20 protein-coding genes and 11 tRNA genes are annotated in these 24,820 nt (G+C 64.7%); 24 read left to right on the top strand and 7 right to left on the bottom strand.

Translation table 11 applies throughout. The annotated features are described in order from the left end of the window. The first annotated feature begins 78 nt into the window (after positions 1–78). The 13 genes from QQA13_RS09140 (at position 79) to QQA13_RS09080 (ending at position 9,729) form a co-directional block, all read left to right on the top strand. Positions 79–155, top strand: a tRNA-Pro gene (locus QQA13_RS09140). Positions 156–180: 25 nt separating this feature from the next. Further along, positions 181–257: transfer RNA gene (locus QQA13_RS09135), tRNA-Arg, on the top strand. A 14-nt stretch (positions 258–271) separates the two neighbouring features. Next, positions 272–348: transfer RNA gene (locus QQA13_RS09130), tRNA-His, on the top strand. Positions 349–367: 19 nt separating this feature from the next. After that, a tRNA-Lys gene (locus QQA13_RS09125) sits at positions 368–443 on the top strand. Positions 444–717: 274 nt separating this feature from the next. Further along, a tRNA-Leu gene (locus tag QQA13_RS09120) sits at positions 718–802 on the top strand. Positions 803–890: 88 nt separating this feature from the next. Beyond that, positions 891–2,183 (top strand): trigger factor, encoded by a 1,293-nt coding sequence (tig, locus tag QQA13_RS09115; RefSeq protein ID WP_108473007.1) that lies wholly within the window; start codon positions 891–893, stop codon positions 2,181–2,183. A 33-nt stretch (positions 2,184–2,216) separates the two neighbouring features. After that, positions 2,217–2,846 carry an ATP-dependent Clp endopeptidase proteolytic subunit ClpP gene (gene clpP / locus QQA13_RS09110; protein ID WP_108473006.1) on the top strand — a complete coding sequence of 210 codons (630 nt, stop codon included), beginning with the start codon at positions 2,217–2,219 and terminating at the stop codon, positions 2,844–2,846. 109 nt (positions 2,847–2,955) lie between these two features. After that, a complete protein-coding gene (gene clpX, locus QQA13_RS09105) occupies positions 2,956–4,248 on the top strand; it encodes an ATP-dependent Clp protease ATP-binding subunit ClpX (RefSeq protein WP_108473005.1) in 1,293 nt (430 codons plus the stop codon). A gap of 169 nt (positions 4,249–4,417) precedes the next feature. After that, complete coding sequence (gene lon, locus QQA13_RS09100; protein WP_108473004.1) at positions 4,418–6,892, top strand: endopeptidase La; 2,475 nt, start codon at positions 4,418–4,420, stop codon at positions 6,890–6,892. Positions 6,893–7,236: 344 nt separating this feature from the next. Then, a complete protein-coding gene (locus QQA13_RS09095) occupies positions 7,237–7,509 on the top strand; it encodes an HU family DNA-binding protein (RefSeq protein WP_007511239.1) in 273 nt (90 codons plus the stop codon). A 19-nt stretch (positions 7,510–7,528) separates the two neighbouring features. Beyond that, positions 7,529–7,603 (top strand) — tRNA-Val (locus QQA13_RS09090). A 9-nt stretch (positions 7,604–7,612) separates the two neighbouring features. Beyond that, positions 7,613–7,689, top strand: a tRNA-Asp gene (locus tag QQA13_RS09085). 138 nt (positions 7,690–7,827) lie between these two features. Continuing rightward, positions 7,828–9,729 carry a SurA N-terminal domain-containing protein gene (locus QQA13_RS09080; protein ID WP_108473003.1) on the top strand — a complete coding sequence of 634 codons (1,902 nt, stop codon included), beginning with the start codon at positions 7,828–7,830 and terminating at the stop codon, positions 9,727–9,729. Positions 9,730–9,892: 163 nt separating this feature from the next. On the opposite strand, the gene QQA13_RS09075 is transcribed toward QQA13_RS09080, so the two are convergent. Together QQA13_RS09075 and gloB are read right to left on the bottom strand one after the other, a co-directional pair. Continuing rightward, positions 9,893–10,885, bottom strand: coding sequence for a LysM peptidoglycan-binding domain-containing protein (locus QQA13_RS09075; protein ID WP_108473002.1), 993 nt, complete (start codon positions 10,883–10,885; stop codon positions 9,893–9,895). Positions 10,886–11,088: 203 nt separating this feature from the next. Continuing rightward, entirely contained in the window at positions 11,089–11,853 is a 765-nt protein-coding gene (gene gloB / locus QQA13_RS09070; RefSeq protein WP_108473001.1) for a hydroxyacylglutathione hydrolase, read from the bottom strand. 250 nt (positions 11,854–12,103) lie between these two features. Between gloB and QQA13_RS09065 the strand changes: the two genes are divergently transcribed. The 3 genes from QQA13_RS09065 to dnaQ are packed head-to-tail and all read left to right on the top strand — an operon-like array spanning position 12,104 to position 13,966. Then, positions 12,104–12,790: a class I SAM-dependent methyltransferase gene (locus tag QQA13_RS09065; protein WP_234411391.1), complete on the top strand. Its 687-nt coding sequence runs from the start codon at positions 12,104–12,106 to the stop codon at positions 12,788–12,790. A 25-nt stretch (positions 12,791–12,815) separates the two neighbouring features. Next, positions 12,816–13,259 carry a ribonuclease HI gene (gene rnhA / locus QQA13_RS09060; RefSeq protein WP_108472999.1) on the top strand — a complete coding sequence of 148 codons (444 nt, stop codon included), beginning with the start codon at positions 12,816–12,818 and terminating at the stop codon, positions 13,257–13,259. Beyond that, positions 13,256–13,966 (top strand): DNA polymerase III subunit epsilon, encoded by a 711-nt coding sequence (gene dnaQ, locus QQA13_RS09055; RefSeq protein ID WP_108472998.1) that lies wholly within the window; start codon positions 13,256–13,258, stop codon positions 13,964–13,966. The genes rnhA and dnaQ overlap by 4 nt, the downstream gene beginning before the upstream one ends. 323 nt (positions 13,967–14,289) lie before the next feature. Here the strand turns inward: dnaQ and QQA13_RS09050 are convergent. Further along, positions 14,290–14,379 (bottom strand) — tRNA-Ser (locus QQA13_RS09050). A gap of 111 nt (positions 14,380–14,490) precedes the next feature. On the opposite strand from QQA13_RS09050, the gene QQA13_RS09045 reads away from it, so the two are divergent. Continuing rightward, positions 14,491–15,192: a PP2C family protein-serine/threonine phosphatase gene (locus tag QQA13_RS09045; protein WP_108472993.1), complete on the top strand. Its 702-nt coding sequence runs from the start codon at positions 14,491–14,493 to the stop codon at positions 15,190–15,192. A 90-nt stretch (positions 15,193–15,282) separates the two neighbouring features. On the opposite strand, the gene ppsA is transcribed toward QQA13_RS09045, so the two are convergent. Next, positions 15,283–17,655 (bottom strand): phosphoenolpyruvate synthase, encoded by a 2,373-nt coding sequence (gene ppsA / locus QQA13_RS09040; protein WP_108472992.1) that lies wholly within the window; start codon positions 17,653–17,655, stop codon positions 15,283–15,285. Between the two features lie 221 nt (positions 17,656–17,876). Here ppsA and ppsR point away from each other — a divergent pair, with 221 nt between their 5' ends. Together ppsR and QQA13_RS09030 are read left to right on the top strand one after the other, a co-directional pair. Next, positions 17,877–18,692: a posphoenolpyruvate synthetase regulatory kinase/phosphorylase PpsR gene (gene ppsR / locus QQA13_RS09035; protein ID WP_108472991.1), complete on the top strand. Its 816-nt coding sequence runs from the start codon at positions 17,877–17,879 to the stop codon at positions 18,690–18,692. A 19-nt stretch (positions 18,693–18,711) separates the two neighbouring features. Beyond that, positions 18,712–19,200, top strand: a complete 489-nt coding sequence (locus QQA13_RS09030; protein ID WP_108472990.1) for a DUF1249 domain-containing protein — start codon at positions 18,712–18,714, stop codon at positions 19,198–19,200. A 106-nt stretch (positions 19,201–19,306) separates the two neighbouring features. Here QQA13_RS09030 and QQA13_RS09025 read toward each other — a convergent pair. From QQA13_RS09025 to QQA13_RS09015, 3 genes are all read right to left on the bottom strand, one after another. After that, positions 19,307–19,383: transfer RNA gene (locus tag QQA13_RS09025), tRNA-Asp, on the bottom strand. A 36-nt stretch (positions 19,384–19,419) separates the two neighbouring features. After that, positions 19,420–19,495, bottom strand: a tRNA-Glu gene (locus tag QQA13_RS09020). A gap of 9 nt (positions 19,496–19,504) precedes the next feature. Next, positions 19,505–19,580: transfer RNA gene (locus tag QQA13_RS09015), tRNA-Ala, on the bottom strand. 171 nt (positions 19,581–19,751) lie between these two features. Here QQA13_RS09015 and QQA13_RS09010 point away from each other — a divergent pair. From QQA13_RS09010 to QQA13_RS08990, 5 genes are all read left to right on the top strand, one after another. After that, positions 19,752–21,518 (top strand): cation:proton antiporter, encoded by a 1,767-nt coding sequence (locus QQA13_RS09010; protein WP_108472989.1) that lies wholly within the window; start codon positions 19,752–19,754, stop codon positions 21,516–21,518. 161 nt (positions 21,519–21,679) lie between these two features. Next, on the top strand, positions 21,680–22,426 hold the full coding sequence (locus tag QQA13_RS09005; RefSeq protein ID WP_108472988.1) for an FKBP-type peptidyl-prolyl cis-trans isomerase: 747 nt from the start codon (positions 21,680–21,682) through the stop codon (positions 22,424–22,426). A gap of 137 nt (positions 22,427–22,563) precedes the next feature. After that, complete coding sequence (locus tag QQA13_RS09000; RefSeq protein ID WP_108472997.1) at positions 22,564–23,907, top strand: UDP-glucose dehydrogenase family protein; 1,344 nt, start codon at positions 22,564–22,566, stop codon at positions 23,905–23,907. Further along, positions 23,904–24,128 carry a SlyX family protein gene (locus QQA13_RS08995; RefSeq protein WP_108472987.1) on the top strand — a complete coding sequence of 75 codons (225 nt, stop codon included), beginning with the start codon at positions 23,904–23,906 and terminating at the stop codon, positions 24,126–24,128. Before QQA13_RS09000 ends, QQA13_RS08995 begins: the two co-directional genes overlap by 4 nt. A 38-nt stretch (positions 24,129–24,166) precedes the next feature. Further along, a complete protein-coding gene (locus QQA13_RS08990) occupies positions 24,167–24,757 on the top strand; it encodes a DUF2058 domain-containing protein (protein ID WP_108472986.1) in 591 nt (196 codons plus the stop codon). Positions 24,758–24,820: the final 63 nt, after the last annotated feature.

Here is a 24,820-nt window from a genome sequence, read left to right as displayed (position 1 = left end):
TCGATACGGATTGACTGAGCGAGGCAGCACCCGTAACATTTCAAGGCTCCGGTGATGGCATGGCCGGTGGTTCGAAAGCGGGGTATAGCTCAGTCTGGTAGAGCGTTGCGTTTGGGACGCAAAAGTCGGGGGTTCGAATCCCTCTACCCCGACCAGCGAGACGTTCTGCCTGCAGCGACTGCGCCTGTAGCTCAACCGGATAGAGCATCGGCCTTCTAAGCCGACGGTTGCAGGTTCGAGTCCTGTCTGGCGCACCAGTATCAGGTCGATGGTGGATGTAGCTCAGCTGGTTAGAGTCCCGGATTGTGATTCCGGTTGTCGTGGGTTCGAATCCCATCATCCACCCCAGTTTCAACCCAGGTTTCCTGGGCCGTTAGCTCAGTTGGTAGAGCAGTTGACTCTTAATCAATTGGTCGAAGGTTCGAATCCTTCACGGCCCACCAATCGACAGAACGCCGATCGCTTGCGATCGGCGTTCTGCTTTGCGCCGGCGGAACGAAGCTGCGGCATGCCGGCGCTGGCGCGGTTCGGCACTACTGTCAGCGCTTGTGCTGCATGGTCGTGCAACCGTAAAATGATCCGCTTTCGTATAAGGGAATCATCGACTTAGGCGGGCGTGGCTGCGGGGGGCGAGGCGAGTCGCAGGCGGAGTTGCTCCGGCAGGCGACAATCGTTTTCAGAATCCAGTGGTTACGCGCGTCTGGCGAGTGTGGCAAGGCGAGAGTGGCGGAATTGGTAGACGCACCAGATTTAGGTTCTGGCGGTTAACCCCGTGGGGGTTCGAGTCCCCCCTTTCGCACCATGCCCCGCTGGTTTCTTTGTTTTCAGGCGGCACGGCCGCCATGGCGCCGGTGACAGGCCCACAACATCAGGTAGTACCAGGAGACGTCATGCAGGTTTCGGTTGAGAACATCGGCACGCTCGAGCGCAAGCTCACGGTGAAATTTCCCGCAGAGCGGTTCGAGACACAGGTGAGCGCACGCATTGCGGAAATGGGCCGTACGGTTCGCCTGAAGGGTTTTCGCCCGGGCAAGGTGCCAACGACGGTAATCAAGCAGCGTTTCGGCGACCAGGTGCGTGGCGAGGTGTTGTCCGACCTGATCGGCAGCACGCTGCGCGAGGCGGTGGCGCAGGAGAAGCTGCAGCCGATTGCGAACCCCGCCATCGACACCACCGGCCGGCCGGAAAACGGTGAAATTGCCTATACCGCAACGTTCGAGATCATGCCGGAGTTCCCGGTGGTCGACGTGAACGCGCTCGAGATCAGCCGCCCGGTGGCGGTGGTGACCGACGCCGACATCGACAAGATGCTGGAAACCCTGCGCCAGCAGCGCCGCAGCTTCGACGAGGTGGATCGTGCCTCGGCCGAGGGCGACTTCGTCATGTTCGAGTACTCGGCCGAAGCCGGCGACTACCGCTTCCCGGTCGAAGGCCTGGAGCGTGCCGGCAGCGTGCTGGGCTCGGGCACCCTGTTCAAGGCGCTGGACGATGCGCTGGCCGGTCGCAAGGCCGGCGATGCCTTTGAAACCGAGATCGCCTTCCCGGAAGATTTCCGCAACGAGCAGCTGGCCGGCAAGAGCGCCCGGGTCAGCTTCAGCATCCTCAAGGTGCAGGAACCGAAGCTGCCCGAGATCGACGCCGAGTTTGCGAAATTGTTCGGCATTGTGGACGGCGATCTGGAGACGTTCCGCAAGGAAGTGCGTGCGAACCTGGAGCGTGAGTTGAAGGCGGCGCTGATGGCGCGCCTGAAGTCCGAGGTGGCGGAAAAGCTGTCCATCGCGCACGCCGGGCTGGACGTGCCGAAGCTGATGGTGCAGTCCGAGGCGCGCAACATGGCCGCCGGCAGCGTGCCGCAGGGCCAGCAGCCGCCGCCGCAGCTGATCGAGGCGGCCATGCCGATCGCGCGCCAGCGCGTGATCGCCGGCCTGCTGATGGGCGAGATTGCCCGCAAGCAGGAGATCAAGATCGACCGCAAGCGCGTGGCCGAACAGCTGGCGGCGATCGCCTCGACCTACGAGGAACCGGAAAAGGTCATTGAACTCTACAACGGCGACCCCCAACTGATGTCCGGGCTGCAGAATCGCGTGATGGAAGATCAGGTGGCCGAGTGGGTGGCGGAACACGCCAGCACCACCCAGCTGGACTTGAGCTTCGACGACGTGATGCGCCCAGCCAACGCCTGAGCAATCGGGCCCATCGAGCGGAGAGCTGCAAACATGGCCATGGATCCGATCCAGAACCTCAATTTGGTACCGATGGTCGTCGAGCAGACCGCTCGCGGCGAGCGCTCCTACGACATCTATTCGCGCCTGCTGAAGGAGCGGGTGATCTTCCTGGTGGGTGAGGTCAACGACCAGGTCGCCAACCTGATCGTCGCGCAGATGCTGTTCCTGGAGTCGGAGAATCCGGACAAGGACATCAACTTCTATATCAACAGCCCGGGCGGTGCGGTCACCGCCGGCCTGGCGATCTACGACACCATGCAGTTCATCAAGCCGAACGTCAGCACGATGTGCATCGGCCAAGCCTGCAGCATGGGTTCGTTCCTGTTGATGGCTGGCGCCAAGGGCAAGCGTTTCGCCCTGCCGAACTCGCGCGTCATGATCCACCAGCCTTCCGGCGGCGCGCAGGGCCAGGCCACCGACATCGAGATCCAGGCACGTGAAATCCTTTACGTCCGCGAGCGGCTGAACAAGCTGTATGTCCAGCACACCGGCCAGCCGCTGGAGAAGATCGAGGCGGACATGGAGCGCGACCGCTTCATGAGTGCGGCTGACGCCAAGGCCTATGGCCTGATCGACGAGGTGCTCGACAAGCGCGCCGGCGAGACGGTGAAATCGGCCTGATTTCGAGGTTTTACCCCAGGGTCGCGGGATGGGCTCTGCGTCTGCAGGCAGACGCGGAGCCCTGTGCTATTCTCGCGGCGCATCCAGATTTACCAGCGGGATCGAGAGTATGAGCGACGACCGTCAGGGGCGTTCCAGCGACAGCGGCAAGATTCTCTATTGCTCTTTCTGCGGCAAGAGCCAGCATGAAGTGCGCAAGCTGATCGCGGGTCCGTCCGTGTTCATCTGCGACGAATGCGTGGAGCTGTGCAACGACATCATCCGCGAGGAACTGGAAGAAAAGGCTGCTTCCGGCCGCACCCAGCTGCCCAAGCCCAAGGAGATCCGCGAGTCGCTGGATCAGTACGTGGTGGGCCAGACCCGCGCCAAGAAGGCGCTGGCGGTGGCGGTGTACAACCACTACAAGCGGATCGAGTCGCGCCAGAAGAGCGACGACATCGAGCTGGGCAAGTCCAACATCCTGCTGATCGGCCCGACCGGCTCGGGCAAGACGCTGCTGGCCGAGACGCTGGCGCGCCTGCTCAACGTGCCGTTCACGATCGCCGACGCCACCACGCTGACCGAAGCCGGTTACGTGGGCGAGGATGTCGAGAACATCATCCAGAAACTGCTGCAGAAGTGCGACTACGACGTCGAGAAGGCGCAGTCGGGCATCGTCTACATCGACGAGATCGACAAGATCTCGCGCAAGAGCGAGAACCCGTCGATCACCCGCGATGTGTCCGGCGAAGGCGTGCAGCAGGCGTTGCTCAAGCTGATCGAGGGCACGCTGGCCTCGGTACCGCCGCAGGGCGGGCGCAAGCATCCGCAGCAGGAGTTCCTGCAGGTCGATACCAAGAACATCCTGTTCATCTGCGGCGGGGCGTTCGCGGGCCTGGAAAAGGTCATCCAGCAGCGCTCCGAGAACACCAGCATCGGCTTCTCGGCCGAAGTGCGCAGCAAGGAGCGCACCGAGAACCTGGGCAAGGTGCTGGCCGACGTGGAGCCGGCCGACCTGGTGCGCTTCGGCCTGATCCCCGAATTCGTCGGGCGCCTGCCGGTGGTGGCCACGCTGGACGAGCTGGACGAAGCGGCGCTGGTAAAAATCCTCACCGAGCCGAAGAATGCCGTCACCAAGCAGTTCAAGCGCTTGTTCGAGATGGAGGAGGTGGAGCTGGAGTTCCGCCCCGAGGCGCTGCAGGCGATCGCTCGCAAGGCGCTCAAGCGCAAGACTGGCGCCCGCGGCTTGCGCACCATCCTGGAGCAGGTGCTGCTGGACACGATGTACGAACTGCCGTCGCTGGAGCATGTCAGCAAGGTGGTGGTGGATGACGCCGTCATCGAAGGCCAGGCCGAGCCCTATCTCATCTATCGCGGCAACCTGCAGCAACGGGTCGCAAGTGACGGCAACGACGCTGCCTGATCCTGGTGCGGCAATGATGATGACGGCTCCGGCGATTTCGCCGGGGCCGTTCTGTTTTTGGCGGCCCGCCTGCCTTGTGCAGGCCGCCGGCCGCCTCCACTTGACGAGTTGACAGGCCCGGCGCAGTGTCGGGACGAAACCAGATCCGAATTCGAGGGACCCCTCTTTCATGGCCAAGAACGCCCCCCTTCCTGTTGCGCTGGACGCTCTGCCGGTGTTGCCGTTGCGCGACGTGGTGGTCTATCCGCACATGGTCATTCCGTTGTTTGTCGGCCGCGACAAGTCCATGCGCGCGCTGGAGCGCGCGATGGAGGGCGAGCGGCAGATTCTGCTGGTGGCGCAGAAGAGTCCGGATATCGACGATCCGGAGATCACTGACCTGCACCAGGTCGGCACGCTGGCCGGCGTGCTGCAATTGCTGAAATTGCCCGATGGCACGGTCAAGGTGCTGGTCGAGGGCCAGTCGCGCGTGGCGGTCGAGGATTTCAAGGAAGCAGACGGCATGCTGACCGCGCGTTCGCGTGTGATCGAGCCGGTCTACAACGCCAAGGAGCGCGAGCTCGACGTGGTCTCGCGCACGCTGATTTCGCTGTTCGAGCAACTGGTCAAACAGAGTCGCAAGCTGCCACCGGAAGTGCTGGCCAGCCTGTCCGGCATCGACGACCCCTCGCGCGTGGCCGATTCCATTGCCGCGCACCTGTCCGTGCGCATGGCCGACAAGCAAAAAGTGCTGGAGACCGCTGACGTCGGCCAGCGGCTGGAGTTGCTGATCGGCCTGGTCGACGGCGAGATGGACCTGCAGCAGGTGGAGAAGCGCATCCGCGGTCGGGTCAAGTCGCAGATGGAGAAGAGCCAGCGCGAGTACTACCTCAACGAACAGATGAAGGCGATCCAGAAGGAGCTCGGCGACAGCGAGGATGGTCCGAACGAGGTCGAGGAGCTGCAGAAGAAGATCGAAGGCGCCGGCATGCCCAAGGCCGTGCTGGCCAAGGCGCGGCAGGAATTCGGCAAGCTCAAGCAGATGTCGCCGATGTCTGCCGAGGCCACCGTGGTGCGCAACTACCTCGACTGGCTGGTCGGCGTGCCGTGGAAGAAGCGCAGCAAGGTGCGCAAGGACCTGCAGATGGCGCAGGAGGTGCTCGACGCCGATCACTTTGGCCTGGAGAAGGTCAAGGATCGCATCCTCGAATACCTTGCCGTGCAGCAGCGCGTATCGGTGATGAAGGGGCCGATCCTGTGCCTGGTTGGCCCGCCCGGCGTGGGCAAGACCTCGCTGGGACAGTCGATCGCCAAGGCAACCAACCGGAAATTCGTGCGCATGAGTCTCGGCGGTGTGCGCGACGAGGCCGAGATCCGCGGTCATCGGCGCACCTACATCGGCTCGATGCCAGGCCGCATCGTGCAGAACATCAACAAGGTAGGCACCAAGAATCCGCTGTTCGTGCTGGACGAGATCGACAAGATGTCGATGGACTTCCGTGGCGATCCGTCGTCGGCGCTGCTGGAGGTGCTCGATCCGGAGCAGAACCACGCGTTCAATGATCACTACCTCGAGGTCGACCTGGACCTGTCCGAGGTAATGTGGATCGCCACCGCCAATTCGCTGAACATCCCCGGTCCGCTGCTCGACCGCATGGAAGTCATCCGCATCCCTGGCTATACCGAGGACGAGAAGCTCGGCATCGCGCAGAAGTACCTGCTGTCCAAGCAGCTCAAGGCGAATGGCCTGAAGCCGGAGGAACTCAGCGTCAGCGAAGACGCCTTGCGTGACATTGTGCGCTATTACACGCGCGAGTCGGGCGTGCGCAACCTGGAGCGCGAAATCTCCAAGATCTGCCGCAAGGTGGTCAAGGAGCTGACCCTGGGACAGGTGAAGAAGGCCAAGGCGAAGGCGGCGCCCGCGAAGGCAGCCAAGGGCAGGGCGAAGGCCAGTCCCGGCAAGGTCAGGGTGGATTCGTCCAACCTCGATCAATACCTGGGCGTGCGCCGGTTCGACTTCGGTCGCAAGGAACTGCAGAACGAGGTGGGCCTGGTCACCGGGCTGGCCTGGACCCAGGTTGGCGGCGAACTGCTCAGCATCGAAGCCTCGGTGGTGGCGGGCAAGGGCCGGCTGGTGCACACCGGCCAGCTCGGTGACGTGATGAAGGAGTCGATCCAGGCGGCGCTGTCGGTAGTGCGCGCGCGCGCCGACCGGCTGGGTATCGATCCGGAGTTCCATCAGAAGTTCGACATCCACGTGCACGTGCCCGAGGGAGCCACGCCTAAGGACGGCCCCAGCGCCGGCATCGGCATGTGCACCGCGCTGGTGTCCGCGTTGACCAAGGTGCCGGTGCGCTCCGAGGTGGCGATGACCGGCGAGATCACGCTGCGCGGCCGCGTGCTGCCGATCGGCGGCCTCAAGGAGAAACTGCTGGCGGCACATCGCGGCGGAATCACCACAGTGATCATCCCGGAGGACAACAAGAAGGATCTTGCGGACATGCCGGCCAACATCACCTCGTCGCTGGAGATCCATCCGGTGCGCTGGATCGACGAGGTGCTGGATATCGCCCTGGAACGCCCGCTGCAGCCGATCCCGGCCAAGGAAGTGGCTCCCGCGGCGGTTGCCGGCGAGCCGACGGAAGGGCACTCACTGACGCACTGACCCGCCGGCTGGCTCTCGTCCAGCCGTGCTCCATCCGAAGTGCCCTGCCGTGCAGGGCACTTTTTTTGTTTTTCGCCGTTGGTCGGCGAAGTTTCCCCCTGGCCCTCTGGCGCAGGTTCTGCAAGCGGTTGCGCAACTCGCGAATCTTCCGGAAACGTTGCTGTGGCTTGTGTTGCGGAGTCCAGCAAGGCACTGGTATAAAGGCGACACCGTAGTCCCGGCGTTGAATGTCAGCGCAGCGATGCGGGGTTGCGTTACGGCCCAGACAAGAGCCAACCATCCATGCCGGTGCTGTCCGTCTCCAGACCGACCGTGCCGACGAAATCCGAACAAGGAGTTTTTCAATGAATAAAACCGATCTGATCAATGCCATCGCCGAAAAGGCCGAGCTGACCAAGGCCGACGCTGGTCGTGCCCTCGAAGCCTTCTTCGAGACCGTGCAGAAGTCGTTGAAGAAAGGCGAGGACGTCTCGGTGGTGGGCTTCGGTACGTTCACTGTGCGCAAGCGCGCTGCCCGTACCGGCCGTAACCCGCGCACCAACGAAGCGATCAAGATCAAGGCCTCGAAGGTGCCTGCCTTCAAGGCTGGCAAGACCCTCAAGGATGCCCTAAACTAAGCGGCTAACGCTTGGTTTCGGGTGCTTAGCTCAGCGGTAGAGCGTCGCCCTTACAAGGCGGTGGTCGTAGGTTCGATCCCTACAGCACCCACCAGAAAAATGCGGAGTGGTAGTTCAGTCGGTTAGAATGCTGGCCTGTCACGCCGGAGGTCGCGGGTTCGAGTCCCGTCCACTCCGCCACAGTTCGCAAGGGCGCCCGTGTGGCGCCCTTGTCATTTGGGTGGCGCGTCCGTGCTTCTGTTGAACGCACGCACGGCGGCACGGCGGTCTGTACCATTCGCGCGCCACGCGCTTTCACTACCTTGCGGGAAGATTTCAATGCTGCAGGCAATGCGTAACAAGATGCACGGATGGCCGTCCATCATTGTGCTTGGCCTCGCCGTCCTGGCGATGTCGCTGTTCGGCATGGAGAGCTACTTCATGTCGAACGACGATGCCTTCGTGGCAAAGGTCGGCAAGCACGAGATCGACCAGCGCGCATTCCAGGACCGCGTGAACCAGTTGCGGCAGCAGGCCGTCGAACAGCAGGGCGAGCAGTTCGACGCCAGCACCTTCGAGAAGAACGAGACGAAGCTGCGCATCCTCGACGGGATGATCGACGAGCAATTGCTGCTGCAGGCCAATACGGACTGGGGCCTGCGGGTTTCGGACCTGGCCATGCGCGACTACATCGCCTCGATCCCGGCGTTCCAGGTCAACGGAAAGTTCGACGGCACCAGTTACCGCGCGTGGCTCACCAGCCAGTACAAGACGCCGGAAATGTTCGAGAACGAAATCCGTTCGTCGCTGGCCATCCAGTTGCTGCCGACGGCGATCAACGCCAGCACCGGCGTCAGCGACGTCCAGCTCGACCACTTCCTGAAGCTGCTGAGCCAACGCCGCGATTTGCGCTACTTCCAGCTGCCGCGTCCCGCGCTGGACAACAGCACGGTCAGCGATGCCGAGATGGAAGCCTGGTACAAGGCGCACCAGGCCGACTACATGAACCCCGAGCAGGTCTCGGTGAAGTACGTCGAGGTCGTCGGTGCCGACCTGCCGCTGGCTGCCGAGCCGAGCGACGACGACCTGAGGAAGCGCTATGCGAGCGAGAAGCAGCGTTTCGCGCAGCCGGAACAGCGGCTCGTTTCGCACATCCTGATCAACGTGGCGGCCAATGCCACGCCGGAACAGCAGAAGGCCGCCCTGGCCAGGGCCGAGAAGATTGCGGCGGAGGCCAACCCGGGCGACTTCGCCAAGCTGGCCGAACAGGATTCGCAGGACCTGGGTTCCCGTCGTCTGGGCGGCGACCTCGGCTGGCTGGAAAAAGGCGTGACCAACGAGGCCTTCGATTCGGCCTTGTTCGCGATGCAGAAAGGCCAGATTTCCAAACCGGTGCTGTCGTCTGATGGCTACCACATCATCTGGCTGCGCGACATCCGCAGCGGGGAATCCAAGCCGTTCGAGGAAGTGCGCGAGCAGCTGGTCAAGGAAGCGACCACGGCCGATCGAGACCGCACGTACAACGAAGTTGCGGGCAAGATGTCCGACAACACCTACCAGAATCCGACTTCGCTGGAGCCGGCCTCGGTCGCGCTGAAGCTGCCGATCAAGACTACGGCGCTGTTCACGCGCAAGGGTGGCGTGGGCGTGGCCGCCAACCCGAAGGTGGTCGCGGCGGCGTTCAGTGATGACGTGCTGGTCCAGGGCAACAATTCCAGCCTGATCGATCTGGGCAACAACCACTCGGTGGTGATCCATGTCGACCAGCACGTGCCCGCGGCAGCCAAGCCGCTGGCGGAAGTGCGGACCGATGTACGGCAGAAGATCCTCGACGCGCGTGCCGCCGCCGTCGAGAAGAAGCAGGCCGACGAGGCACTGGCGCGCCTGCGCAAGGGCGAGTCGATGGACGACGTGGCGAAGTCGCTGGGCGCCAGCATCACCACAGCGAACGAGGTGGTCCGGCGCGCACAGATGCCGGCGCCGTTGCTGACGCAGGCGTTCCTGCTGCCGCATCCGGTGGCGGGCAAGCCGCAGTTCGCCGCCGTTGACATGCTGGACGGCAGCTATGTGCTGCTGGCCGTGGACAAGGTGCAGGACGGCGACCTGTCCAAGGTGCCGCCGGAGCAGCGCGAGTCGCTGCGTCAGCAGATGGCCCAGGCCTATGGCTACGAGGCGACGCACGAACTGATCGACCAGCTCAAGGCGAAGACCAAGATCAAGATCAACCAGCAGCGACTGTAAGCGCTGGCGGCCCGCTGCGGCCACCGTCATGCAGGAGGGGCGGCCATCCATCGGCCGCCCCTTTTTCGTTTGTGAAAGATGAACCGCCAGATGATGCGGTGAGGGCCAGCGATATGGATGGATCAGTCGCCGCGTCTAGGTGGTCCTCGATTTTGCTGCGGTGTCAGTTCGGGGCGCTTACCGTCAGCTTCTGGCCGGGTTTCAGCGTGTGGTCGCTCAGGTGGTTCCAGCGCTGCAGTTGGCCGATGTTGACCGAATAGTCGCGGGCGATCTGCCACAGGTTGTCGCCGCGCTTCACGGTGTGGGTCTTCCGCGTCGTGTTCGCGTCAGGCGTCGGCACGGTCGTGGTCCTGGCGTCCAGGTCAGCCAGCAGGTCACCGCCGGCACTGCTGGCCTGCTCCAGCAGGGCATCGCTGAACTGGCGGGCGTGCCTGGCAGGCAGGATCAGGTACGGGGCAGTGCCGGCATCGATCATGTCGTTGCGAAACGCCGGGTTGAGGTGCTTCAGCGCCGCCACCGACATGCCGGCACGGTCGGCTGCCCGCGCGATCGGCATCGAGTGGGAAATCCCGGTCTGCACCAGATGCTGCTCGTCCGGCAGCGTGGGCAGGCTGACATTGAAGCGCCCCGGTTCGCGCACCACGCAAGCCATGCCGAGCAGCTTGGTCAGGTGCTCGCGTGTCACCTTGCGCACCGGCCAGGGGGGGATCGCCGGCTGCTGCGCCGGCATGCCGTGCGTGCGGATCATCTTGCGTATCGTGAACTCGCCGGCGTTGTAGGCGTAGTCGGCCACCCGCCAGTCGTGGAACTGTTCGTGATACTGCTCGAGCAGTTTCATCACGGCGTTGGCGGCGGCGGGTACGTCGAGTCGGCCGTCGTAGTGGCCGTCGACGCGCAGCCCCATCGCACCGGCCGTCACCGGCATGATCTGCCACATGCCGGCCGGTCGGCGCTTGCGGGCAGGCACCGGCTGGAAGTGGCTTTCCACCCAGGGCAACAGCACGAATTCGCCGGCGACGTCGTAGCGATCGGCCACTTGTTGGACATAGACCAGGCGCGGTAGAACGGCCTGCAGCTGGCTTTCGAACTGCTGCGGGTGGCGCGTGTAGCGCCTGGCCCAGGCCAACACCGCCGGATCGGCATCGCAGCCGGGCATGGCAAAGCTGCTACGCAGTCGATCCCATACGTCGGTTGCGGGTGGCGGCGCAGGTTGTTCGTCGGACGGTGGTGTGATTTCGGGGGAAGCGGTCGTTGCCGGCAAGGTCCCGCCGGCTGGTGGTTGCCGGGTGTGCGATGGCACGCCGGCGCAGGCAGCGAGCAGGAGCGGCAGGAGCAGCGGCAGGAATCGAAGGTGTTGTCTCATGCGCGAAATCCGTCCTTGGCGCCGCGCACGGCGGCAAAGCGGGCGACCCGGTCGTCGCCGGCGTCCTGCTGCCGGCACCATGCGATGACGGCAGCGCTGTCGATACGCAGGAAGGGATTGGTCGCCAGTTCGCGGGCGAGCGGTACCGGCAACGTGGGCTGGAGGCGTTCGCGCAGTGCGGCGACTTCCTGCAGCCGTTGCAGCAAGTCGAGGTTGGCCGGTTCGATGGTGCGTGCAAAACGCCCGTTTGCTTCGGTGTACTCATGCCCGCCGCAAACCATGGTGGCTCCCGGCAGTTGCGACAGGCGGTCCAGCGAGGCGAGCATCTGCGCCGGCGTGCCTTCGAACAGGCGGCCGCAGCCGAGGCTGAACAAGGTATCGCCGCACAGCAGCAGGCCGGCGCCCACGTAGGCCACATGGCTGAGCGTGTGGCCGGGAATCGCGATCACCTCGAAGCACGCGGAAGGCGCAGTCAGTTCGAGCCGGTCACCATCGCGCACCCGTTCGGTGGCCTCGACGATGCGTGCATCGACGGGAGCATGCACCGGCACATCGTGGCGCGCACGCAGGGCCGACACGCCGCCAATGTGATCGTGGTGATGATGAGTCAGCAGGATCGCGCGCAACTGCAGGCGGTGTGCAGCCAGCGCCTGCTCGACGACCACGGCGTCACCCGGGTCAACCACGATGGCGTTGCCGTCGTCGTCGTGCAGCAGCCAGATGTAGTTGTCGGCCAGCGCCGGTAACGAGATGAGATGCAAGGCGGGCTCCGCTGCGTTTGAGGAACATCCGGCAGGCCGGGTGTTTTCCCTGTGGAACGACAGACGCAGCCGTCCGGGGCGCGCATGAGGCGGTCGAATATAAAGGGGTGTCGGTGTCAACTCGTTAGCAGAACGTTAACCAAGCGGGCGACTGTTCAGCAGCGTGCGGCAGTTCCATCCCGTTTGCGACCTGCTGCCCGATGCCGTCAGCCGCTACACTCTCGGACAGATGAAAGACCGGGTTGGCGGCATGCAGCAACGTGACGACGACATCTATGCCAGCGCGCCGCTGCGCCGCCTGCTGGATGCGCAGACGTGCGCGCTGAAGCCGGCGCTGCAGCGTTGCTTCGGCACTCACGCACTGTTGTTGGGCGCTCCTTGCGACGATGTGCCGCCGGCGTTGCCGATGTTTGGCTGCTGGACCAGCTTGCACCTGGTGAGCGGCGGTTACCGGGGCGATCTGCGGGCGGCCGCGGATGAGCCGTTGCCTTTCGTCGACGACGCGTTCGAACTGGTGCTGTTGCGGCATGCGCTGGAAGTGGCGCCGCTGCCCGCAAGCCTGCTCGATGAAGCCATTCGCGTGCTGGCGCCGGGCGGCGTGCTGGCATTGACTGGCGTGCATCCGCTCAGCGGCTGGTCGCCGTGGTTCTACTGGCATGTGCGCGGCAAGCTGCCGGCATTACGGATGCCTTGGCGGCTTCGGCATCAACTCGAGCAGGCCGGACTGGCGATCGAGCAGGCACAGCGGGTCGGCAGCGCAGCACCGGGACTGAAGACGATGTGGCGGGCACTTGCCGGTGTTTTCGGTGGCGGCTACGTGCTGGTGGCGCGCAAGCGTCGACGCCTGGCCACGCCGCTGCGGCTCAAGCCGGCGCCGGTGCGCGTACCGGCGAATGGTCGGCTGTCGCCGGGTACCCGGCGCAGCTCGGCGCTGTGACTATCAATGGAATACGTGAGCAACGATGAGCGAAGTGGAAGCATTCACCGACGGGGCCTGCCTGGGCAACCCGGGTCCTGGCGGTTGGGCCGCGCTGTTGCGCGCGAAGGGCAGCGAACGCATGGTGGCGGGTGGTGAGCCGGCCACCACCAACAACCGGATGGAGCTGATGGCCGCGATCGGCGCGCTGGAAGCGTTGAAGCGGCCGTGCCAGGTCACCCTCACCACCGACTCGCGCTACGTGATGCAGGGTATCGAGCAGTGGATGCCGAAGTGGCGTGCGAACGGCTGGCGCACTGCCGACAAGAAGCCGGTCAAGAACCAGGACCTGTGGCAGCGACTGTCCGACGCGGTCGGCGCCCATCAGGTGCGCTGGAAGTGGGTGAAGGGCCACAACGGCCACATCGAAAACGAGCGGGTCGACCAGGCCGCGCGTGAACAGGCCGAGCGGATGAAGGGCAGGGCATGAGGCAGATCGTTCTCGATACCGAAACCACCGGCCTCGAAGTACGCCAGGGCCATCGATTGGTGGAGATCGCCTGTGTCGAAATGGTCGAGCGCCGGCTGACCGGCCGGCACTACCAGACCTATCTGAACCCGGATCGGGCGATCGACGAAGGTGCCCGGCAAGTCACTGGCATCGAAGACGAGTTCCTGCTCGACAAGCCGCGCTTTGCCGAAGTGGTGGAGGAGTTCCTGGCCTTCATTGACGGCGCGGAACTGATCATCCACAACGCCAGTTTCGACATCGGCTTCCTCGATGCCGAGCTGGCGCGTCTGGGCAACGGCGCGGGCCGGATCGGCGATCGCTGCAGCGTGCTCGATACTCTGGCGATGGCGCGCGAGCGCTACCCTGGCCAGCGCAACAGCCTCGACGCCTTGTGCAAGCGGCTGGGCGTGGACAACTCGCGACGCGACCTGCACGGCGGACTGATCGACGCGCAGCTGCTGGCCGACGTGTACCTGGCGATGACTTCGGGGCAGGTAGCGTTCGACCTCGGCTTCGAGGGGACCGGCGAGCAGCACGATGTAGTGGTGACGGCACCGGTGGTGCTGCATGCGCGGCCGCGGGTGCTGCATGCCTCGGCAGGGGAGGTGTCGGCACACGAGCAGCGTCTGGATGCGCTGGACAAGGGCAGTGTGGATGGGCAGAGCGTGTGGCGGCGGTTGGGGTGAAGTGGTGTGGTGCCAGGGCTTGGTGACGACTGTCGTGGTCAGAAGGGCAAGAGGGCGGATGCCGTGGGATTGCTGGCGGGATTGTTCGGCCCATCCTTGGGCCGAACCCCTCCTCACTGCGCGCTGCGGGGCCAGCCTGCGGCTGTCCAAATTCGTTCCAGACGAATTTGTCGACTGCGGGGGCAGGATGCCGGAGCGAACGTCGGTGAAGCCGACGGCCCGAAGGGTGAGGCGCAGGATGCGCCGAATAACCCGGTGGGTTCTCGTCCCCGCCGTCACCGCCAGAAAAGCAAAACGCCCCACATGGGGGCGTTTTGCTTTTCTGGCGGAGAGGGTGGGATTCGAACCCACGGTACGCTTACACGTACGCCTGATTTCGAGTCAGGTACATTCGACCACTCTGCCACCTCTCCGGTGCGGTGCATGGTGGCGCATGCGAGCCGGGAATCATACGCGAGCGAACTTGCCGTGACAACAACCGGGTCTTGCGGCATGCTGCGAAGGCTCGCACTTACTGAAAGCCCATGATCGAATTCGGACACGGAACGCATGTCGGCTTGCGCCGCACGCGCAATGAGGACACTTATTACGCCGATGCTTCGCTCGGCCTGTTCCTGGTGGCTGATGGCATGGGCGGGCACCAGCATGGCGAGGTGGCGTCGGCGCTGGTGCGCGACGCTGTGGTCGAGCTGGTCGGCAAGGGGCAAGGCCTGATCGAAGCCGTGCATGGCGCCGCCGAACGGCTGCTGGCGCATGCCCGGCCCAGCTTCGACGTGCTGCCAATGGGCACCACCATCGCCGCGTTGCGGATCAGCGGTGAGGGTTACGAGGTCGCCTGGGTCGGCGACAGCCGGATCTACCTGTGGAAGAAGGCACTGCGGCAGATCAGCCACGACCATTCGCTGGTACAGGCATTGGTCGAGGCCGGCCAGCTCGATCCGGCACAGGCCGCCCGGCATCCGCAGCGCAACGTATTGACCCAGGCCCTGGGCGTGACTGCCATCGAGCAACTGCATATCGGCATGGCACGGGGGCAGCTGGAGCCAGGCATGGTTTTCCTGCTGTGCAGCGACGGCCTGACCGAGGGCGTCGGCGATGCCTCGATCGCGTGCGTGGTGGCACGCACCGATCTGGCCGCCCAGGAGTGTGTGGATCAGTTGCTGCTGAGTGCCCTCGACAGTGGTGGCGACGACAACGTCACGGTGTTGATCGTGCGTTCCAGCTGAATCCAGCCCAGAACAGTCCATCACGGAAAGGGCCGGATGATTCCGGCCCTTTCGTCGTTTGCGGCTTGAAGGTGCGTAACCGGTAGTGGCTCAGCCGGCCTTCTTTTTCGCCAGCCGCAGCCAGGTGTCGACCACCGTGTCCGGGTTGAGCGATACCGACTCGATGCCCTGTTCCATCAGCCATTCGGCCAGGTCTGGATGGTCGCTGGGGCCCTGGCCGCAGATGCCGATGTACTTGCCCTTGGCCCGCGCGGTCTTGATCGCCATGGCCAGAAGCTTCTTCACCGCCGGGTCGCGTTCGTCGAACAGGCCGGCGACGATGCTGGAGTCGCGGTCGAGACCCAGGGTGAGCTGGGTGAGGTCGTTGGAGCCGATCGAGAAGCCGTCGAAGATGTCGAGGAACTCGTCGGCGAGCAGGGCATTGGACGGCACTTCGCACATCATGATCACTTTCAGATCGTGCTCGCCCTGCCTGAGGCCGTTCTTTGCCAGCACGTCGATGACCTTGCGGCCTTCGCCGAGCGTGCGCACGAACGGGATCATCACCCACACGTTGGTCAGTCCCATCACCTCACGCACGCGTTTGACTGCCTGGCACTCCAGTGCGAACGCCTCGGCGAAGCTGGGGTCGACGTAGCGGCTGGCGCCGCGGAAGCCGATCATCGGGTTCTCTTCGTGCGGTTCGTAGCGCGAGCCACCGAGCAGGCCGGCGTACTCGTTCGACTTGAAGTCGGACAGGCGCACGATCACCGGCTTCGGGTAGACCGAGGCGGCGATGGTGGCGATGCCTTCGGCGAGGCGGTCCACGTAGAACTCGACCGGGCCGGCATAGCCGGCGATGCGCTCGTCGATCTTCGCCTTCGTCTCGGCGTCCTGCTTGGCGTATTCCAGCAGCGCCTTCGGATGCACGCCGATGTGGCTGGCGATGATCATCTCCAGGCGGGCCAGGCCGATGCCGGCGTTCGGCAACTGGCCGAAGTCGAACGCACGCTCGGGGTTGGCCACGTTCATCATGATCTTCAGCGGCGCCTCGGGCATGTCACCCAGGTCGGCGGTGATCCGCTCGAACTTCAGGATGCCCGCGTAGATCGTGCCGGTGTCGCCTTCGGCGCAGGACACGGTGACGTCGGCGCCATCGGGGATCAGCTCCAGCGCGTTGCCGGTGCCGACCACGGCCGGCACGCCCAGTTCGCGTGCGATGATCGCCGCGTGGCAGGTGCGGCCGCCGCGGTTGGTGACGATCGCCGAGGCGCGCTTCATCACCGGCTCCCAGTCGGGATCGGTCATGTCGGCGATCAGCACGTCGCCGACCTGCACCTTGTTCATGTCGGCCAGCGAGCGGATCACGCGCGCCTTGCCGGCGCCGATCTTCTGGCCGATCGAGCGGCCCTCGGCCAGCACCTTGCCTTTCTCGCTGAGGTGGAAGCGCTCGAGCTGGGTGGCGTGCGAGCGGGACTTCACCGTCTCCGGGCGCGCCTGCACGATGTACAGCTTGCCGGTGTGGCCGTCCTTCGCCCACTCGATGTCCATCGGGCGCTCGTAATGCTTTTCGATGATTAGCGCCTGGCGGGCGAGTTCCTGCACGTCGTCGTCGCTGATGCAGAACTTGTGACGCAGTTCGGCCGGGGTGTCTTCGGTCTTCACGCGCTCGCCCGGCGCACTGGAATAGACCATGCGCAACTGCTTGGCGCCCAGGTTGCGGCGAAGCACGGCCGGCTTGCCCGCGCGCAGGGTCGGCTTGAACACGTAGAACTCGTCGGGATTGACAGCGCCCTGCACGACCATCTCGCCAAGGCCATAGGAACCGGTGACGAACACCACGTCGCGGAAGCCTGACTCGGTGTCCAGCGTGAACAGCACGCCGGACGCGCCCACGTCCGAACGCACCATCAGCTGCACGCCGGCGGAGAGGAACACGTCCTCGTGCTTGAAGCCCTGGTGCACGCGGTAGGCGATGGCGCGGTCGTTGTACAGCGAGGCGAAGACTTCCTTCACCTTGTGCAGCACGTCGTCGATGCCGACCACGTTGAGGAAGGTTTCCTGCTGGCCGGCGAACGAAGCGTCGGGCAGGTCTTCGGCCGTCGCCGAGGAGCGCACCGCCACTGCGATGTCCTGCGCGCCGGCATCCTTGCACAACTTGATATAGGCCTCGCGGATCGCCTGCTCGAGCTCGGCGGGAAGGGCGGTGTCGACGATCCATCCGCGAATTTCCCTGCCCGCCGCGACCAGGGTGTCGACGTCGTCGACGTCGAGCGACGCCAGTCGATCCTGGATGCGCCTGGCCAGGCCGCTCTTTTCCAGGTACTGCTGGAACGCGTCGGCGGTGGTGGCGAAACCACCCGGCACGGAGACACCCAGTTTGGCGAGGTTGCCGATCATCTCGCCGAGCGAGGCGTTCTTGCCGCCGACCTTGCCCAGGTCGGTCATGCGCAGTTGGTCGAGCCAAAGCACCAGGTCGTTCAAGGGTGTCTCCTCAAGGAAAGCACTGCAGATAAGTGGAATGGGCGCGGCACGAAGGCCCGGAGCGGGTTGCAAAGAACTGGTATTGTCCGCTGTGGATGGTGCGCAGCACAAGAAGACCAATGCCGGCAGATGTCATTCCACCGGCATACCAGTCAGCTGGCGGTGGATTTCGTGCTTGCGCTAAGGTGCCGGCAAACGCTTCCCCGCGATCAGGACCCTGTATGCAGCGAACGGTTTTTTTCATCTCCGACTCCACCGGCATCACCGCGGAGACGATTGGCAACAGCATCCTGGCGCAGTTCGAGGGCGTGCAGTTCGACAAGCACCGGCTGCCTTTCACCGACAACGCGCACAAGGCGGAAACCGCTGCGCTGCGGATCAAGACCAAGTACGCGCAGAGCGGGCAACGACCGATCGTGGTCAACACCATGGCAGATCGCGCACTGTGCGAAATCGTGGCCGCCAGCGGCGCGCTGATGCTGGACGTGTTCGCGCCGTTCATCGGCCCGCTGGAGGAAGAACTGGGGACCAAGCGTACCGGCCTGGTGAACCGCTCGCACGGCATGGTCGACTTCGGCAAGTACGAGGCGCGCATCAATGCGACCAACTATGCGCTCTCGCATGACGACGGCATCGACGTGAACTATGCCGAAGCCGACCTGATCCTGGTCGGCGTGTCGCGTTCCGGCAAGACGCCGACCTGCCTCTACATGGCCTTGCATTACGGCGTGCGTGCCGCCAACTATCCGCTGACCGACGAGGATCTTGAGAAGCTTGAACTGCCGGCGCGCCTGCGCCCCTACCGGGACCGGCTGTACGGACTGACCATCGATCCGCTGCGGCTGGCGCAGATCCGCGAACAGCGCCGGGCCGGCAGCCGCTACGCCACCTTGCAGCAGTGTCGCTGGGAGCTGGAGCAGGCTGACCGGCTGATGCGCCAGGCCGGCATTCCCAGCCTCAACACCACGCACGTGTCGATCGAGGAGATCGCCAGCAAGATCTTCGACCGCTTCGGTATCGAGCGGACCATGTTCTGACTGGAGCCTGCGCCCCGCCATGAGCGCCGTACTGGACAATCGCCACAGCCTGCTGCCCGGACGTTTCGAGTTCCTGATGGGGCTGTATGCGGAAAACTATCACCGGCTGACGCGGCTGTTCGCGCCACAGCAGCTGGCGCCTGGCCGGTATGTCTCCGCCGTGGGCGACGAGCTGGACGTGCACCTGCACGTGCAGGAGTGCCATCCGTACACGCTGGAGCTGGAGCTCACCTACGATTTCGTGGATGCCCATACCGGGCAGCGCGCGCCATCGGCGCAGTTGCGCATGTATACCGATGCGCACGTGGCCGAGGCCTTGCACTGCCATCCCGGGCGGCACCTGTGGCAGGTGCTGGGGCCGTTTTCGCCGGCACATACCGTGTTCCAGCATCGGCTGCGCATGAACGGCTTCCTGTCACGCTGGCTGGAGTACCTGGCGGAGCAGGGGCATTCCATCGGCACGCTGGAGCCGCAACGCGGATGGCTGGAAGACGGTGGCTCTGATTGAGCGTGCAGCCGGGGATGGCCGCCTTCTCACTTTCGCATTCGGGGACGAATGCACTGGTGTCACCACAGCAAAAAGCCCGCGCAAGGCGGGCTTTTTGCTTGAATAGTGGCGGAGTGGACGGGACTCGAACCCGCGACCTCCGGCGTGACAGGCCAGCATTCTAACCGACTGAACTACCACTCCGCATTTGCAACAGTTTCCAGCTTTCGCGAGCCAACTTGGCGTCCCCACGGGGATTCGAACCCCGGTCGCCACCGTGAAAGGGTGATGTCCTAGGCCTCTAGACGATGGGGACGGATTAAGTTGGTGGAGCCAGGCGGGATCGAACCGCCGACCTCCTGCATGCCATGCAGGCGCTCTCCCAGCTGAGCTATGGCCCCGCCGCTGGAAGCCGAGAAGAATAGGTGCGCTCCGGATATCCGTCAAGTTTTTTTTCACGTTTTCGATCGGGAAGTTGCTTCGTGCCCAATGAGGTGTCCAGCAAGCGGGCGAGTGTTGTCGGTCCTTCGTTTAAGCTGGAGCGACAGGCATCATTCCAGAAGAGTTGTTGAATGCACGAAATCGGCTTCATTCGTGATCTCGCTGTCGTGATGATTGTGGCGGGTGCCACCACCATCGTGTTCCAGCGGATGCGGCAGCCGGTGCTGCTGGGCTATATCCTGGCCGGCGTGCTGATCGGGCCGCACACGCCGGGTGTGCTGGTTGGCGATCCGCGCGCGATCGACGATATCTCCAATCTCGGCGTGGTGCTGCTGATGTTCACGCTGGGCCTGGAATTCAGCGTGCGCAAGCTGCGCGAAGTAGGCATCGGCGTGCTTGCGGTGGCGGTGGCCGAAGTGGGGCTGATGCTGTGGGTCGGCTACGGTATCGGTGGTCTGTTCGGCTGGTCCGGCAGGGACGCGCTCTTTCTTGGCGCGATCATCTCGCTCTCGTCCACGATGGTCGCCACCCGCACCCTGGCCGAGTCGGGCCAGCGCCAGCAGAAATTCGCGTACCTGGTGACGGGGCTGCTGGTGGCCGAGGACATGCTGGCCATCGTGATGCTCACCTTGCTCACGGCGGTGGCGATCGGGGGCTCCGTGCAGGCAGAGACGGCATTGACCCTGGTCGGCCACCTGGGCCTGTTCGTGATCGTCGGGATGATCCTGGGGCTGCTGCTGTTGCCGCGCCTGGTGGATTACGTGGCGAGCTTCGAGCGCGACGAAACACTGTTGGTCAGCGTGCTCGGCATCTGTTTCGGCGCCAGCCTGTTCGCGGCCTGGATGGGTTTCAGCGTCGCACTGGGCGCCTTCCTGGCAGGTGCGGTGGTGGCCGAGTCGCGCAGCGTGGGGCGCGTGCTGCAACTGGTGGAGCCGCTGCGCGACATGTTCGCCGCGCTGTTTTTCGTGGCGATCGGCCTGAAGATCGATCCGGCGATGTTGCTGCAGTACGCACTGCCGGCGCTGCTCATCGCGGTGGTCGTCATCGTCGGCAAGACGCTGGCGTGCAGCCTGGGTATCTTCGTGGTCGGGCACGATGCGCGTACGGCGCTGCGCTCCGGGCTGGGCATGGCGCAGATCGGCGAGTTCTCCTTCGTCATCGCCACGCTCGGGCTTTCGCTTGGCGTGATCAGTGACTTCATCTATCCGATTGCGGTGGCGGTCTCGATACTGTGCATGGCCGCGTCCCCGCACCTCAATCGTTCGGCCGACGGATTGGCGAATGGCCTGCGCCGGGTGGCGCCGCGCTCATTGCGGTTGCTGGCGACCAGTTACAGCGGCTGGCTGGAAAATCTCAAGCCGGTCAACGAAAACGCGGCGATCGCCGCCATGTTCCGCCGCCTGCTGTGGCATATCGGGATCAACGTGCTGTTGGTGGTAGCCCTGTTCGTCATCGGTGCTTACATCAATGCGCACAACTGGAGTTGGTTCTCGATGCTCGGCATCGACCGCGATCTGCGTCACACGCTGATCTGGGCCGGTGCGCTGTTCCTGTCGCTGCCCATGCTGATCGCGGTCTATCGCAAGGCCGAGGCGCTGGGCATGCTGCTGGCGGAGATCGGCATCCGCGAGCGGTTTGCCGGCGCCTATACCCAGGCCATCCGCAACGTGCTGGCCAGGGTCATCCCGCTGGCGACGCTGCTTGCGCTGGCGTTGCTGGTGAGCGCGCTCAGTTCGGCCATCCTGCCGCCTCGCGGCATCGCGCTGTCCCTGGTCGTGCTGGGCGTGGTGGTGGCCGTGGTGTTGTGGCGCAGCCTGGTAAGGATGCATGCGCGCCTGCAGGCGGCGCTGAAGGAGACCCTCGAAAAGCCCGGCCCCTCCGCGGGCGGTGCAGGCTGATGGGCGGGCCAGGCCCGGACAGGTGGAACCTTTATACCGACTGACGGTCTGAGCCCTGAATCGTTGCCAAGACCGGACAAGCACCGCACAATGCGGAGCCTGCCCCCATCGGGGGGGCCCGGCCGGCAATACCGGCATATCCATACATGAGGGAGTTACGAATGAAGCACTTTCTGCGTCCCACGCTGACGGCGGTCGCGATGGCCGTTGCGCTGGGCATGACGGCCGGCGTCGCCGCCCAGACGGCTGGCGCTGCCGGTACCGTCGACAAGGCGAAGGCCAGCTATGTTGTGGGTTGGGAGATTGCTTCCCAGGTTCCGCCGATCATGCGCGACGAACTGGATCCGAATGCGGTGGCGAATGCGGTGAAGGCGGCGCTGTCCGGCCAGAAGCCGACCATGAGCGATGCCGAAGCCAAGCAGGTGCACGAGGCCTTCATGGCCAAGATCCAGGCCAAGTACCAGGCCGAGATGACCAAGCTGGCGGCCAAGAACAAGGCCGAGGGCGATGCCTTCCTGGCCAAGAACAAGACCGCGCCGGGCGTGAAGACGACCGCGTCGGGCCTGCAGTACCAGGTGCTCAGCCAGGGCACGGGTGCCCGTCCGGGTCCGAACGATACCGTCGAGATCAACTACACCGGAACCTTTGTCGACGGCCAGGTGTTCGATGCCTCCGCCAAGCACAATCCGCCGGGTGCGGCCAAGATTCCGCTGGCCGGCGTGATCCCGGGCTTCCGCGAAGGCCTGCAGCTGATGCAGGTGGGCGGTCATTACAAGCTGTTCATCCCGGCCGCGCTGGCCTATGGCGCCGAGCCGCAGCCGCCGATGCCGCCAAACGCCACGCTGATCTTCGACGTGACGCTGGTCAAGACGGGCCCGACGCCGGCCGCCGCCCCGGGCGACAAGTAAGCGGGTTCGCTGCAAAAATCGGTAACCGGAAGGGCGCGAAGCGATTCGCGCCCTTCTGCTTTTGTGCCGGTGGCAGGCGCCGCGCGCCCCAGCGGTTAGAATAGGCGGCTCACGTTCAAGGGATTGCTGCAACGATGATGAAGGTCACTATTTTCGGTACCGGCTATGTCGGCCTGGTCACCGGTGCCTGCCTGGCCGAGATGGGCAACCACGTGGTCTGCGTCGACATCGACGCGGGCAAGGTCGAGCGGTTGAAGCAGGGCGAGATCCCGATCTACGAGCCGGGTCTGGAGTCGATCGTGCAGAGCAACCACGCCAGTGGCCGGCTCGGCTTCACCACCGAGGCGGCGCCGGCGATCGCGCATGCCGAATTGATCTTCATCGCCGTCGGCACGCCGCCGGACGAGGATGGCAGCGCCGACCTGCAGTACGTGCAGGCCGTGGCCCGCACCATCGGCCGCCACCTGGACCACTACGCAGTGGTGGTGAACAAGTCGACCGTGCCGGTGGGCACTGCCGACCGTGTGCGCACAGCCGTCGCGGCCGAGCTGGCGGCACGCCATGCCGCGGTGGAGTTCGACGTGGTGTCGAATCCGGAGTTCCTGAAGGAAGGCGCCGCGGTGGAAGACTGCCTGCGCCCCGACCGCATTGTGGTGGGTGCTTCCAGCGCGCGTGCAGTGGCGTTGCTGCGCAAGCTGTATGCACCGTTCAACCGCAACCACGATCGCATGGTGGTGATGGACGAGCGCTCGGCCGAACTGACCAAGTACGCCGCCAACGCGATGCTGGCGACCAAGATCAGCTTCATGAACGAGATCGCGAATATCGCCGAACGGGTGGGTGCCGACGTCGAGCTGGTGCGCCAGGGCATCGGCTCGGACCCGCGCATCGGCTACAGCTTCATCTATCCGGGCGCCGGGTACGGCGGCTCGTGCTTCCCCAAGGACGTGCAGGCGCTGGAGCGCACCGCGCACGCCCATGGCTACGAGGCGCACCTGCTCGGCGCAGTCGAGGCGGTCAACCGGCAGCAGAAGGGCAAGTTGTTCGAGCTGATTTCACGGCATTTCGACGGCCAGCTGGCCGGCCGGACAGTTGCCCTGTGGGGCCTGGCGTTCAAGCCGAATACCGACGACATGCGCGAGGCTTCCAGCCGGCGCCTGATGGAACAGCTGTGGGAAGCCGGCGCAAAAGTCCGCGCGTTCGATCCGGAGGCGCGCGAGGAAACGCAGCGGCTGTACGGCAACCGCGCCGACCTGGTGCTGTGCGAGCACGCCATGGATGCCCTGCAGGGTGCCGACGTGCTGGCGGTGGTCACCGAGTGGAAGGCGTTCCGCAGCCCCGATTTCGCGGCGATCCGTGCTGCACTGGCCGTGCCGGCGATCTTCGACGGGCGCAACCTGTACGACCCGGCCGTGGTGGAGGAGGCGGGCCTGGCCTATTACGGCATCGGCCGTGGCCGCAGCCTGCAAGTGCCGCGATGAACGACCCGAACGGTACGCTCGCCCGGCGACTCGACGAGATGGAGGTCAAACTGACCTTCATCGACGAGGCGGTGCAGGCGCTGACCACGGCGGACGCTGACCAGTCGCAGCGGATTGCCGCGCTGGAGCGCGCCCTGCGCGACCTGCGCGGCGAGATGGCGTCGATGCGGATTGCCCAGGGCGATGATCCGCACAACGAACCGCCACCGCCGCATTACTGACCCGAACCCATCCCGCCTACCGATCACGGAACACCCGCATGGCCGATTCCCTGCGCGATCAGCTGCTCAAGAGCGGCATCGTCAAACAGGTCCAGCAGGACCGGGCGCGCGAGCCGAAGCGTCCGCCGCCACCGTCGTCCGGCAAGCCCGCACGCAAGGGCGGCAAGCCCGCACGCAAGGGCGGCAAGCCACCCGCCGCACGGCCAGCGGGGCAGAGCCAGCAGGACATCGACCTGGCCAAGGCGTATGCGTTGCGTGCACAAACCGAAGCCCGCGAACGCCAGCGGATCGAGCGGGAGGCCGCCGAGCTGGCCAGGTTGCGGCGTGAGCGCAAGCAGAAGATCCAGCAACTGCTCGAAGGCAAGGCGCTGAACAAGGCCGACGCCGACCAGCCGCGCAATTTCGAATACGGCGGCAAGATCCGCCGCGTGCACGTGGATGCCGCGCAACTGGCGGCGCTCAATGCCGGCGAACTGGGCGTGGTGCAGCAGGGTGGCCGCTACCTGCTGGTCAGCCGCGACATCGCCGTGCAGGTGCGCGACATCGACCCGCACCAGTTGGCACTGCTGGTGGACCCGAATGCCGCTGGTGTGGGCGACGACGGCGTGCCCGACGACCTGATGTGGTGATGCCGATCTGTGTCAACGAAAACGCCCGGTCATGCCGGTCGTTTTCGTGTCGGTAATCGCGAA

Source organism: Rhodanobacter thiooxydans (assembly GCF_030291135.1).
GTDB classification, from domain to species: domain Bacteria; phylum Pseudomonadota; class Gammaproteobacteria; order Xanthomonadales; family Rhodanobacteraceae; genus Rhodanobacter; species Rhodanobacter thiooxydans_A.
The sequence above is the reverse complement of the archived record's forward strand: the minus strand, read 5'-3'. Positions and strand labels throughout refer to the sequence as shown.

Excerpts from the sequence above, each read along its gene's own strand:
- tig (WP_108473007.1), top strand. The coding sequence starts at position 891 with ATGCAGGTTTCGGTTGAGAACATCGGCACGCTCGAGCGCAAGCTCACG.
- clpP (WP_108473006.1), top strand. The coding sequence starts at position 2,217 with ATGGCCATGGATCCGATCCAGAACCTCAATTTGGTACCGATGGTCGTC.
- clpX (WP_108473005.1), top strand. The coding sequence starts at position 2,956 with ATGAGCGACGACCGTCAGGGGCGTTCCAGCGACAGCGGCAAGATTCTC.
- lon (WP_108473004.1), top strand. The coding sequence starts at position 4,418 with ATGGCCAAGAACGCCCCCCTTCCTGTTGCGCTGGACGCTCTGCCGGTG.
- QQA13_RS09095 (WP_007511239.1), top strand. The coding sequence starts at position 7,237 with ATGAATAAAACCGATCTGATCAATGCCATCGCCGAAAAGGCCGAGCTG.
- QQA13_RS09080 (WP_108473003.1), top strand. The coding sequence starts at position 7,828 with ATGCTGCAGGCAATGCGTAACAAGATGCACGGATGGCCGTCCATCATT.
- QQA13_RS09075 (WP_108473002.1), bottom strand. The coding sequence starts at position 10,885 with ATGCCCGGCTGCGATGCCGATCCGGCGGTGTTGGCCTGGGCCAGGCGC.
- QQA13_RS09065 (WP_234411391.1), top strand. The coding sequence starts at position 12,104 with ATGCAGCAACGTGACGACGACATCTATGCCAGCGCGCCGCTGCGCCGC.
- rnhA (WP_108472999.1), top strand. The coding sequence starts at position 12,816 with ATGAGCGAAGTGGAAGCATTCACCGACGGGGCCTGCCTGGGCAACCCG.
- dnaQ (WP_108472998.1), top strand. The coding sequence starts at position 13,256 with ATGAGGCAGATCGTTCTCGATACCGAAACCACCGGCCTCGAAGTACGC.
- QQA13_RS09045 (WP_108472993.1), top strand. The coding sequence starts at position 14,491 with ATGATCGAATTCGGACACGGAACGCATGTCGGCTTGCGCCGCACGCGC.
- ppsR (WP_108472991.1), top strand. The coding sequence starts at position 17,877 with ATGCAGCGAACGGTTTTTTTCATCTCCGACTCCACCGGCATCACCGCG.
- QQA13_RS09030 (WP_108472990.1), top strand. The coding sequence starts at position 18,712 with ATGAGCGCCGTACTGGACAATCGCCACAGCCTGCTGCCCGGACGTTTC.
- QQA13_RS09010 (WP_108472989.1), top strand. The coding sequence starts at position 19,752 with ATGCACGAAATCGGCTTCATTCGTGATCTCGCTGTCGTGATGATTGTG.
- QQA13_RS09005 (WP_108472988.1), top strand. The coding sequence starts at position 21,680 with ATGAAGCACTTTCTGCGTCCCACGCTGACGGCGGTCGCGATGGCCGTT.
- QQA13_RS09000 (WP_108472997.1), top strand. The coding sequence starts at position 22,564 with ATGAAGGTCACTATTTTCGGTACCGGCTATGTCGGCCTGGTCACCGGT.
- QQA13_RS08995 (WP_108472987.1), top strand. The coding sequence starts at position 23,904 with ATGAACGACCCGAACGGTACGCTCGCCCGGCGACTCGACGAGATGGAG.
- QQA13_RS08990 (WP_108472986.1), top strand. The coding sequence starts at position 24,167 with ATGGCCGATTCCCTGCGCGATCAGCTGCTCAAGAGCGGCATCGTCAAA.